Source organism: Coprococcus sp. AF38-1, from assembly GCF_003603945.1.
GTDB classification, from domain to species: Bacteria; Bacillota; Clostridia; order Lachnospirales; family Lachnospiraceae; genus Coprococcus; species Coprococcus aceti.
Genome location: NZ_QVGO01000004.1, coordinates 163,960 through 175,998 on the forward strand (window position 1 = coordinate 163,960; position 12,039 = coordinate 175,998).

11 protein-coding genes are annotated in these 12,039 nt (G+C 44.9%); 1 reads left to right on the top strand and 10 read right to left on the bottom strand.

Annotated elements, in window-relative coordinates; genetic code table 11:
* From DW025_RS07080 to mltG, 6 genes are all read right to left on the bottom strand, one after another.
* On the bottom strand, nucleotides 1–572 hold a 572-nt coding region (locus DW025_RS07080; RefSeq protein WP_243104941.1), incomplete at its 3' end, for a hypothetical protein.
* A 17-nt stretch (nucleotides 573–589) separates the two neighbouring features.
* Complete coding sequence (locus tag DW025_RS07085; protein WP_117549797.1) at nucleotides 590–2,725, bottom strand: serine/threonine protein kinase; 2,136 nt, start codon at nucleotides 2,723–2,725, stop codon at nucleotides 590–592.
* 13 nt (nucleotides 2,726–2,738) lie between these two features.
* Entirely contained in the window at nucleotides 2,739–3,509 is a 771-nt protein-coding gene (locus tag DW025_RS07090) for a PP2C family protein-serine/threonine phosphatase (RefSeq protein WP_015534340.1), read from the bottom strand.
* A 46-nt stretch (nucleotides 3,510–3,555) separates the two neighbouring features.
* On the bottom strand, nucleotides 3,556–5,385 hold the full coding sequence (locus DW025_RS07095) for an FHA domain-containing protein (protein ID WP_119999347.1): 1,830 nt from the start codon (nucleotides 5,383–5,385) through the stop codon (nucleotides 3,556–3,558).
* A gap of 116 nt (nucleotides 5,386–5,501) precedes the next feature.
* Entirely contained in the window at nucleotides 5,502–7,142 is a 1,641-nt protein-coding gene (locus DW025_RS07100) for a DUF6382 domain-containing protein (protein WP_118018016.1), read from the bottom strand.
* Nucleotides 7,143–7,299: 157 nt separating this feature from the next.
* Complete coding sequence (gene mltG / locus DW025_RS07105) at nucleotides 7,300–8,433, bottom strand: endolytic transglycosylase MltG (RefSeq protein ID WP_055146128.1); 1,134 nt, start codon at nucleotides 8,431–8,433, stop codon at nucleotides 7,300–7,302.
* A 94-nt stretch (nucleotides 8,434–8,527) separates the two neighbouring features.
* Between mltG and DW025_RS07110 the strand changes: the two genes are divergently transcribed.
* Nucleotides 8,528–9,046, top strand: coding sequence for a peptidylprolyl isomerase (locus DW025_RS07110; protein ID WP_015534342.1), 519 nt, complete (start codon nucleotides 8,528–8,530; stop codon nucleotides 9,044–9,046).
* Nucleotides 9,047–9,172: 126 nt separating this feature from the next.
* On the opposite strand, the gene DW025_RS07115 is transcribed toward DW025_RS07110, so the two are convergent.
* From DW025_RS07115 to DW025_RS07130, 4 genes are read right to left on the bottom strand one after another with little or no spacing between them, the layout of a single operon-like run.
* On the bottom strand, nucleotides 9,173–9,805 hold the full coding sequence (locus DW025_RS07115; RefSeq protein WP_055146125.1) for an ABC transporter ATP-binding protein: 633 nt from the start codon (nucleotides 9,803–9,805) through the stop codon (nucleotides 9,173–9,175).
* 18 nt (nucleotides 9,806–9,823) lie between these two features.
* Nucleotides 9,824–10,654, bottom strand: a complete 831-nt coding sequence (locus tag DW025_RS07120; protein ID WP_119999349.1) for a hypothetical protein — start codon at nucleotides 10,652–10,654, stop codon at nucleotides 9,824–9,826.
* 32 nt (nucleotides 10,655–10,686) lie between these two features.
* Nucleotides 10,687–11,484 carry a hypothetical protein gene (locus tag DW025_RS07125; protein ID WP_119999351.1) on the bottom strand — a complete coding sequence of 266 codons (798 nt, stop codon included), beginning with the start codon at nucleotides 11,482–11,484 and terminating at the stop codon, nucleotides 10,687–10,689.
* A complete protein-coding gene (locus DW025_RS07130) occupies nucleotides 11,484–12,029 on the bottom strand; it encodes a hypothetical protein (RefSeq protein ID WP_119999353.1) in 546 nt (181 codons plus the stop codon). Before DW025_RS07130 ends, DW025_RS07125 begins: the two co-directional genes overlap by 1 nt.
* Nucleotides 12,030–12,039: the final 10 nt, after the last annotated feature.

The following is a 12,039-nucleotide window of genomic DNA, read 5'->3' on the forward strand; positions in this document are numbered from 1 at the left end:
AGTATGTCCGTTGCTTCCTCGTCCGCCTCATCACTTCTGAGTATGTCCGTTGCTTCCTCATCTGCCTCGTCATTTCTGAGTACATCCGTTGCTTCCTCATCCGCATCTTCTCTGAGGATGTCTGTCGCCTCCTCAAAGCTGCTGCCATTGATGTCAAGATTCTCTTCGTCTTCCCTCAGAATATCTGTTGCCTCCTCGGCATCATCGCGGAGAATATCAGTTGCAGTCTCGCCTTCATCCTCCAGTCTCTTTTTCCCGAGATCAGCTATCGCTTTCTCGTAATTTGCCATTCCCTTTTCAGAATGTTTTTCGGCTGCAGTTGACTTTACATCCCTTACCGAAATTCTGGATGTATGGTTCTTGATCGCCTCCTGTTTGGAGGCACCGCCTCCCTGTACACTCTCATAGCCCTTCTCCTTGATCTCATCGATCTTCTTACGGGCTGTTGAGCCTGTGGCAATTCCCACCGCCTTCGGTATCTTTAACACAAAGAACAGTACCACCGCCACAATAGCGAATACGATCGCAAGTGCCAGGCCGCCATATAACATTACATTATAAACTGTTGCCATAACCTTTCACTCCTCCCTTACTCGCTCGTTGACCTTGAACTGCCATTTACTATGCTCTTAACTGTCAGGTCATTGGATAACGACTGCCATCCCTGCTTAAGACCATTTGCAAGTGCCGGAACTTTGTTACCGTTCTCGTACACTTTCCTCACAGCCCTTGTGGCACTGGCATTCCATGATGCCGAATCGCTTCCAAATTTATTCGAATATCTATCGACCAGATAGCTCAGATGGCTTACGTACACGACCGCTGCGTTGTCATCGGTTCCAAGTGTAGTCTCAGCGTTGCCATATATTCTCTCTGCCTCATCATAGTAGCTGTCATCGCCGCTGTTCTCTGCCATCTTGATATAAGTCTCAGCCTCGTTCACCGAGTATTCTGAATATGCTTTCTTGGATGTCTCTGTCGCATTCTCGCCCTCTATATCCAGACTGTTCAGATAAAGCGCTGCACTGTTCGCCGCAGAGTTGTAATAATGTAACTGCTGGCCCGCATCATCCGCATTCTCGGCAAGTTCTGTATATACCGAGTACATAACTCCTGAATACTGGCCATTGTAGTATTTTACGCCTCTGTCCGCCGGGAACTGGCTGTTCAGCACCTCTGCGTTGTCGTCCAGGTTCTTCATCGCCTCATCCATCAGCACCTCTATTCTGTTCGCAAGCTCCGGATCATTGGATATCTCGCCAAGATATATGTAAGCTATGTTGAGGTAATTGGTGTATTTGTCAGGATTGGTGTCATCTATGTTGTCACTGTTGTAATCCTGGAATGCAAATATATTTTCCTTGTTCGTATCAAAGCTTGCAGACTTGTTTATCTTGCTGTCACATATCGCAGCGTAATACTTTGCCTGCTTTGCCTGATCCGGGAAGTCCTTGCTCTCATCAACCATATTGAAATATTTCTTGGCCGCACTGTAGTCCTTGACCTCGTCGTAATACAACATGGCTATCTTGAACTTTACGTCGTCCTTTATCTCGTCCTTGTTCTTAAGTGCAAGTCTTATTCCCTTTTCTGCCGCCGTCTCGGTGTTGGCCGAAGTGTTTCCATCGTCCTCTGTATAATAGTAAGCATATGTCTCCATGTAGCCTATATAGGCATCCGATGCGGTTGGGTCTATGTCGACAGCCGCCTTATAGCACTCAAATGCCTTGTTGTAATCGCCCTCGTCGACTGCATCCCTCGCCTCGTTGACCTTGTTGTTGTAATCAAGATCCTTGAGCTGGCCTTTCTTTACTCCGCCTATCACAGCACAGCACGCTGAGAGTATCGATAATCCCGCAACCACTGAGAACGCTGCTATCTTATGCTTTGCCTTTGCCTTGTATGCATCGTCGAGCTCGTTGTAGTGATCCAGCGCATACAGCAGTTCTGAACAAGACTGATATCTGTCCTCAGGACTCGGCTGACAGCACGTCTGTATAATTCTCTCAAATCCTGATGAGAGCATCGGATTCCACTGTCTGATAGGCTTTATCTCGTAAGGAGGCTCACATGGATTCTTGCCGGTAACAAGGTGATAGAGCGTTGCTCCCAGATTGTAAATATCTGTTCTTGCATCCGTGTTGTAGATTCCATGTCCCTGCGCATCACCGAACTGCTCCGGTGCCGCATAGCCTCTTGTTCCAAGAGCCGTGGTATCCGCATTGTTCTCCACTATGTATTCCTTAGCCGTTCCAAAGTCGATAAGCTTTACCGAGCCATCCGGCTTCAGCATGACATTTGAAGGCTTCATATCTCTGTATATGATCGGCGGATTCATGGAATGCAGGTAGTCAAGCGCACTGGCAAGCGCCCTGCCCCATTCGATTACCTTTTCCTGTGGCTGTGCTCCCTCCGCCTTGAGCACATCGCTGAGTGGACGTCCTTCTACGAAGTCCATGACAACGTAGATCGTGCCATTCTCATTGATGATATCAACGATTCGTGGCAGTACCGGATGATCCACATCCTTGAGGATATTTGCTTCTCGCTCCAATCCCTTTAAGAGTGTGGCTGTACTCTTGGAGCCATCATTCTTGATCTCCTTTACAGCCCACTGTTTATTAAGTCGGTTATCCATGGCAAGATAAACTATTGACATACCACCCTGACCGACTTTTTTAAGTATTTCGTATTTTCCGTCTAATACCGTTCCTAACTCTGTCATATATCGATCCCCATTACTCCGATTTAATAAGCACTACTGTTACATTATCCGTTTCTTTTCTGTACTTCACAAGCTCTGTGAGGAACTCACAGCCCTCCTTCATCTTCGCCTCGTCGACGCATGTTCCCGGGCCAAGTCTCTCTATCATCTCCTGAGGCGTTATCTTATGTCTGAATCCATCAGAACACAGCATGTAATGCGCTCCGGGAGCTGCCTGCCCAACTACGAAATCCGGTTCCACCACAGGTGAAGCTCCGATACACTGGAGAAGCACGCTTCGTCTGCTGTCCGTCTCCGCCTGCTCCGGTGTAAGTCTTCCCGCTGCGATCTCCCTTGCAACAAGCGTCTGATCTGCGGTGAGCTGCCTTATCCCTGAAGTGATCTCATACACTCGGCTGTCTCCAACATGGAGAATGTAGTACATTTCTCTGTATATGAGGATCGCAGAAATGGTCGTACCAAGCATAAATCCATTCTGCTCGCCATACGCCTTGATCTTCTCATTCTGCTCCACGGCAAGTCTTATCCACTGGTATCTCAGCAGCTCTTCACTAAAGCTGTTGTTGTCAACCATCTCAACAAACTGTGTGTCAAACCAGTTGCAGAAAGCTGTTATGACTTCCTTGCTGGCAACCTCTCCCTTTGCCAGACCTCCCATGCCATCACATACGAGGGAGAACACGACCTGTCCATTTGGAGTATCCGCTATCTTGATCGCCAGCGAATCCTGATTTGTCTTTTTCTTTATTCCTACGTCTGTATTGTATACTGCGCTAAACCCCATATACATTCCTCCCAATATTTATGTCTCAACTCTCGTTGCGGATATTCTATCTAATGTGATAGACAAGCTCCTCGTCCCCGAGTATAACGATCGCATTGTTCGTCAGGAACTTTTCTTCGCCCGCCTTCAATTCCTCTCCGTTCACAAATGTACCATTTGTAGACTTGTTATCGCTGATGAAGCACACGCCATTTCTCTTGGTGATAACACAATGAACTCTGCTTATAGCTGAATTGTCAGTAATCGCATAGTCCACAAGTCTTGCCTTATGTCCGATCTTGAACTCTGCCTTGTCCAAGCTTATTCTCTCGCCCGTCTTCACCCTAAGGAAATATGGTGCCGGTGCTCCATCAAATGGATTGCCCTGCACTGGCTGTGCCTGTGGCATCGGCGGTGTCTGTGGCATTGGTGGTACCGGCTGCATCTGTGGCATTGGTGGTACCGGCTGCATCTGCGGCATTGGTGGCACCGGCTGCATCTGTGGCATTGGTGGCACCGGCTGCATCTGCGGCATTGGCTGCGCCTGTGGCATTGGTGGAATCGGGTTTCCTCCAAATGGGTTGCCCTGCATTGGAGGTATTGGCTTTATCTCCTGTGGCTGTGTTTCAACCGACTCTGCTGGCTCAGGCTTGACATCCTGCGGCTCTGTCACAACAGGCTCTACAACCTCCGGCTTGGCATCCTGTGCTTCTGCTTCAACCGCCTCATCATTCTCCGTTTTATCACTCTGCGGCTGTGCTCCAGCCACCTCAGGCTTAATTGGCTCCTCCATCGGTGGCACGCCTACCGGTGGCATTCCATTTGGTCCCATTGGGCCGTTTGGTATTGGGTCATTCGGTCCCATTGGCGGCATGCCCATCGGTGGCATTCCGTTCGGTGCCTGTCCATTCGGTCCCATTGGGCCGTTTGGCACCTGGCCATTCGGCCCCATTGGCGGCATGCCCATCGGTGGCATTCCGTTTGGTGCCTGTCCATTCGGTCCCATTGGGCCGTTTGGCACCTGGCCATTTGGGCCCATTGGCGGCATGCCCATTGGCGGCATTCCGTTCGGAACCTTGCCATTCGGCATCTGACCATTTGATCCCATCGGGCCGTTCGGTCCCATCGGTGGCATGCCCATCGGTGGCATTCCGTTTGGCATCTGGCCGTTTGGTCCCATCGGCTGTGCATATCCATTCATTCTCGCATTATTTCTCATAACCTCGAGTCTGCTCACCTTAGGTGACTCACCTCGAAGTATGTGGCTGTTGCCACCCTTTGGAGCATTTGTGGAAAGCTCCTTCATTCTGTCTATCTCAGCAGCGTCTATGCCTGCTTCTGCAAGCATCGCCTTAACCTCGTTCTTCATGTCCGAGTTTGAAAATGTACCTCTCATATTCGCACAATTTATAAGGCGTGCTACGTAATTGTCATTGTCATTCTCTGAGTATCTCGCATCAACTATCACCGACTTCACAAATGCTCTGACATCGTTGAGATCTGTCACTTCCTTCTGTACCGGAGCGACAATAAAGCAGACATCGTATGTCTCAGGCGATACAAATACACACTGCTCGTCCCTTGCAACATAGCTGAGCGAAACCATATTCTTACCAAACATCTCCAGTGCATGCAGAATGTTGTACAGAAGTGTGAGTATCTCCTTCTTGTTCATCTCCTGTCTCAGTATCTCCGCAAGAGGCTTCTTGTCATCGATCTGATAATTGAACACCCTGACTCCGGCATTCTCCTGCATGTCACACGGTGCCATCTCAGGCATAGATCCGCTTCTGCTCATATCATACACTTTAGCATCTATCACATCACTGATATCCAGACTGTAACTCACTCTGTAAGTTCCCCCCGCCGGAACTACAACAACCTTTTCTCTGTTCATTTTTTCAATCCCTTTCGTCTAAATCCGCATATTTTCCGTCAAAAATTATTCCTTCATTCAAACACCAAAAGCAGGTATTGCTACCTGCTCTTATCCCACATCGTGGGTGGTGTATATTAACTTAATTTGAAGATGAAGTCCTCTCCACCGATGCTTATCATGGCATCGTTTGAAAGCTTCTGCTCTGCATTCTCATCCAGGCGCGCTCCGTTGAGATATGTGCCATTTGTCGCCTTGTTATCCTTCAGATAACATCCATCCTCTCTCTGGTAGATGATGACATGTACCTTGCTGATGGCCCCATTACCACCGACATGGTAATCAACACCTCTTGCCGCCTTTCCTATCTTGAACACAGCCTTGTTGACCATAACTCGCTCGCCTGTGTTGACACGGACTATATATGGCATAGCCTTTGGAGCGTTCTTGTTAACCGCTGCCTTCTCAGGTTCGGTATCCTTAACTACGTTCATTCCTCCGGTCAGCTCAACAGTGCTTCCTGTGCCCTTCTGCTCAGGCTCCTCTGCCTTCGCCTTCACCGGATCCATATTCGTCTCAGGCTCCGGCTGGTCACCGTTCATGAACTGTGGTGCAACTATCTGTTCTGTAGGGTTATCTATCTGAGTTTCCTCTGTCTCAGCAACCGCCTTCTGTATGATCTTCGCACGGTTGATCTTGATATTCTTAACAACAGGTGGATTATCCATAAGCTCGTCCGTAGATATCAGAACCGGCTTCTGCTCATCCTTCTTGTCAAGCTCAACCTCCGTAACTCCATCGGCAGCCTTTGCAACCTCTGTAAGTCCTGATGGCTCATGTACTGCCATATCTGATGTGAGAGCCTCTGTCATGCCCTCCTCGTCGTCCTCTTCTTCCTCATCAAGGCTCTCATCTAACTCGAGCTCCTCAAGAACGCTGTCATCAAATACCGACATATCTATCTCGCTTGATACATTCTCTTTCTTCGTCTCATCCGAATCAAGATCAAGATCCTTGAATATCGCATTCGCTGCGGCCGCCTCGTCGCTGATCTCCTCTACCTCATCAAGCTCGTCTTCCTCATCATCGCCAAATGATACGTCCTCAAACTCAGGCAGATCATCCATACTTGTATCAGATTCCACCGTGTCAACTGAAGACTGTGAAACCGACATATCTGATCCTATATCAACGAAGTTCTCCTCCACCTGCATTCCTGCAGACTCCATAAGCTCTGTGAGCTGTGCATAGAAGTTTCTCACTGTGAACTTATCCGCATTCAACAGATTGAGAAGCTTTGCCACATAGTTGCAATCCTCACTGTCATCATAAATAACGCTCGTCAGCAAGTCCTTTGCGAACATCCTGAATTCGGCATTGATATTGGCTTCTGACTCAACTGGAACACATAACATTCCAACATCGTATGTAACCGGATTAACATATGTAAACTCCTTGTGAAGAACCACATATGATGCCGGTATTCCAAGATCACGTAAATTAACTATACCAGAAGCTACCCCTCTGATTATCCCCAATATCTTCTCAGCATTTACCGTATTCGAAAGGAGTGCGTCAACCGTTGTCCTGCCTGTAACGTTATATGTAAGATAATCGTTCTCATCATCCTCTTCATAAATGATATCAATGAGCTCAGGAATCCGGTTCTCCTCCAGATAATCCAATAACTCCTCGTCAAACTCACAATCATCATTCAGAATATATGACAAATATTTCTCAGAGCCGATATTTCTTACCTTGAAACTTATTTTCCTCATCAAATATTCCTCCTATCGCACCTCCATAAGCGCATAACTAGATGCATAAAAACCCAAAAGGGTACATACTCCTTTATTATATATAAAAAGTCTATATATCGCAAGCAGTTTATACCCTTTTAGATAATTTTCGCTATATAATTTTGTCTATATTTTTTTACTCTGAATCAGTGCTTTCATCGGAGCCATCTTCTGATCCATCACCCTCTGCAGCTTCCTTTTCCGCCTTGGCTGCATCAGCCTTTTCTATGTCAGCAAGATGTCCCTCGTATGTCTTATTAAAGATACATGCTCCCTGGCTCTCATCTGATGTCAGGTAGTAGTAGTAATCATGCTTAACCGCATTCAGGACACCCTCTATGGATGCCTCGCCCGGATTACATATAGGGCCGACAGGAAGTCCTGTGTACTTGTAGGTATTGTACGGTGAATCAACCTCCAGATCATCATATGACAGTTCTGCCTGATTGTACTGACCGTCAGTCACAACATAGAGAACAGATGGATCTACCTGAAGAGGCATGTCATCATTCAATCTGTTGATAAATACTCCCGCAACCATCGCTCTGTCTGAATCCAGCTTACACTCCTTCTCAACTATGGAAGCCATGGTGAGAACCTCAAAATCTGTATATCCAAGCTCCTCTGCCTTCTTCCTGAAGTCATCTGTGTAAATGCTGTTAAACTTGTCTATCATGTCCTGTATGAGCTCCTTTGGAGTCATATCTGCATATATGTCGTAAGTAGCAGGGAACAGGAAGCCCTGTAATGCGTACTTGACTTCCGATGAAGGTATCTCAAACGGATACTCAAACTCTCCCGACTTGCACGCCTCAAGGAACTCCTTTGCAGAGCAGAAGCCCAGCTCCTCGCATCTGTCAGCGATCTGTTCAACCGTAAATCCCTCAGGAACTGTCAGTGTATATTTTACCTCTCTGGTCGACTCCACGTAACACAGAGTCTTTATCATATCCAATGTCGACATACCTGTTGTGAGTGTGTAAGTACCCGGCTGAAGACTGTGGCTGTACTGCGAGCCGGTCATTCTGAGCTGGAATGCAAGCTTATACTTTATAAGCCCCGCATCCTTAAGTATAGATGCTGCCTCCTTGACAGATGTATCCTCAGGTATGGTAACCTCGATCTTCTCTCCGCCGCCGGCACTGTAGGTGCCCTCGTATTCCTGCATAAATCCGGTATACGTCTCCTTAACCTTGTATACCCCGAACAGCACCAGACATACCGCCAGCGCTATTATAATAACGGGTCTTGCTATGTTTCTCCAATCCATCTCTTTCTCCTTCTGTATCTGCAAATTTCATTTGCCTGTTCTGTTAACTGATGTTATCATTACCCTATCTTATACCAAGAAAGGAATGATATACATGGCAAATCCAATAGTTACTATCACTATGGAAAATGGCGATGTCATGAAAGCAGAACTCTATCCTGACATTGCTCCAAACACTGTAAACAACTTCATCTCACTGATCAAGAAAGGCTTCTATGACGGAATAATCTTCCATCGTGTAATAAAAGGCTTCATGATACAGGGTGGAGACCCTCAGGGAATCGGCATCGGCGGTCCTGGATACTCAATCAAAGGTGAATTCTCACAGAACGGATTCAAGAACGATCTGGCCCACACTCCGGGAGTGCTGTCAATGGCCCGTTCCATGATGCCTGACTCAGCAGGTTCACAGTTCTTTATCATGCATAAGACATCTCCTCATCTGGACGGTGCTTACGCTGCCTTCGGTAAGGTTATCGAGGGACTTGACATCGTAGACAAGATCGCAAATGTGCCAACTGACTACAATGACAAGCCTCGTCAGGAACAGAAGATGAAGACTGTAACAGTCGAGACCTTCGGTGTTGATTATCCTGAACCTGTAAAGGCTTAATCGAAAGTATTATAACCCATATAGCAGTTTTTGAAAACACTTATAATTCTTCTTACAAAAAAATAAACATCTGCCCTGCGATCCCAGGTATACAGGAGTTCGCAGCAGATGTTTTTTTATGTTCATTTATTGTACTATCCTTCCATCCTTCATCTCATATATCTCATCGCACAGATATTCCAGCTCCTCCCTGTCGTGGCAGGCAGTGATTATAAGACTTCCTCCATCACGCAGCTTCAGCAGCTCCTTCTTTATGTTATCTACAGACTCTTCATCAAGTGCGTTGATAGGTTCATCCAGCACTATGACATCCGGCTCTCCCATGATTGCATTTGCTATGCCAAGCTTCTGCTTCATTCCAAGGGAATACTTTCTGTATACCCTCTTATCATCCGGATCAAGACCTGTCCTCTCTATGGCATATCTGACATCGTCATCACTGATCCCTCCCATGAGCTTTGCCAGAAGCCTGAGGTTCCTGAAGCCTGTGTACTGAGGCAGAAATGACGGATTCTCTATCAGAGCACCTATACTCCGTGGAAACTTTATGTCCCTGTGGAGCTCTTCATCATCTATATATATGTGTCCTCCATCAGGTATGAGCAGACCACATATAGCTCTCATAAGCATTGTCTTGCCACAGCCATTCTTTCCACGGAGTCCATATATCCTGCCCGGAGTCATGGTCAGACTGATATCATTAAGTATAACTGAACCCTTTATCTTCTTATTCAGATTTTCTATCCTTATCTCGCTCATATGTATTCTCCTTTTTTCTCAAATGATATCTCGTCCATCAAAATAGATTCTGCCCACTATATATGATATTGCAATTATAGTAATAGAAAATATAATACCTCCAACAGGATACACCCCGTTTTCGTCTACATATGAGCTTCGTATCCACATCGTATAGCTTCCACACAAATACCACACTGTATAATAAGCTGATATAACATATACCGAACACGTAACTGCGAAACTTATCACAGGATCGATCAAAAAACTCAGCATCATCTGCATTGCTGCCGATGCTAATGTCACAATAAATGGCAGTATAAATAACACCAATATAATATCCGCATGTGTCATACTAAAAACATTAGGACTGAACTGTGCTGTTACGAATTCCTGAGTAACCGCAAACATCATACTTGCACCTTTCAGCCACGCCATCACCACCACACTTATATAAGCCACCACAAAATAAAAAAGTACCATGATATTACACCATAAACACTTGGCCAGCCACCATGATTTTCTTTCTCCTAGCGCAACAAATACAGACCTACCATTTTTCTTAAAATCATCAAATGCATAATATGCAACAATATAAAATGCACCCATCTGAAATATAAACCAATATATTGGAATAGAGAAATACTCTGTCGGATTAAATTTATACACGCTCATTCCCTGCATAGCAAACATAATATAATCAATCACAGTTCCGTATGTGTACATTTGCCCATCATCTATCATGCTGTCTATAATCGAAGCACACTGAATACCACGGCACACGCCAAAAGCAATTGGTAAAAATACTAAATACCATTTTGTCAATGCTCCTGATCTTATATCTCTTATCAACAGTCTACCAATTTTCACTATTAACTCCTCCGGTCTTCACCACTACGAGCTTACAATATATCTCTCTTTTTTGAGTAAATTATGGTTATTATTACGCTCACCATTATAACTGCCATAAATACCAGGATCGGCTGATACCATAACACCAAAGCATTCTGTATGGGATTGACAATTCCATATAGAGACCAACCACCTAAATCCTGCTCAGAAAGCACGACGCCAACCACCACATACAATACGAAAGGTACCATAATTGCTGAAAATCTGCTGTCCACCCATCTTGATATACATACCGCCACCATCCCCAACAGTCCACCCATAATTCCATCTATCAATATGTAAATCAGACAATATATAACAGGATGACATTGGAATAAATATGGGAACATATTACAGTCTATTACCCCTGCAACCATAAAAGTCAGTCTCTCGGGGCTGTTATCAGGATAAAAACCAGCCGCCAGAAACAGATTAAACAAGAGTGGAACTGTAACTGCTATAAATGACGAAAGATACACAGCTATCATTTTTGAACACATATATTGGATTCTGGTTGACCGTATACATATATTTTTGTCATAACCATTATTTATATCCGAATAATATGTTCCTGCATACGGCATACAGGCAATAATCGGAAACAATATATAAAACAATGAATTATAAGCAAATTTATAATCTGTCCCTATCCAGGCCTGTATAAGACTTGATGTACCATCCGTTTTATAAATGCTGTGAAATAAACAAAGATCCAAGGTTCCTATAAACACACCTATTAAAATACTAATATAAATCCATATGCTTCTCATTGCTCTTTCTATCTCGAATCGGATACTTTTCACGTCCATCAATCCTCCACCAAATCTAATTTAACCTTTATTTTATCTGGAGTTATACAAAAGACATAATAATAATCCATGTCATATATATTTTTCCATGTTTTTTCTTTAAAAGACGCCTCAGTCATCACCGTTCCAAACCATATCTCCTGTCTTTGCCCCGCCTTGAACAATTCAGAATGAAAGATATTCATTTGTCTTTCCACTGATGGACTTATTGAGCTTGCCCATGTATCCGTCTGAAATCCACAATTGAACAGTTCCATAACCTCATCCCAACCAATATCAGCTCCTGTGTTATTCGTAACAGTAAAACCTGCACACAACACTCTGACACTTTCTATATACGGAATCTCAGCATTAAACCTTTGCTCAAATTCCTTCTTACCATAAATATGTGCCTCTTTCAAAACCAATTTATAACCTTGAAATTCTATCTCATCATAGTTATATGTAATGTCAGTCTTTCGCTGCATGAGATTTACACTATATATTCGTCCACTCCAAAACACAATTATACAGGCAGCTATTACACAGACTATTCTTTTTATCATACTTGAAAGC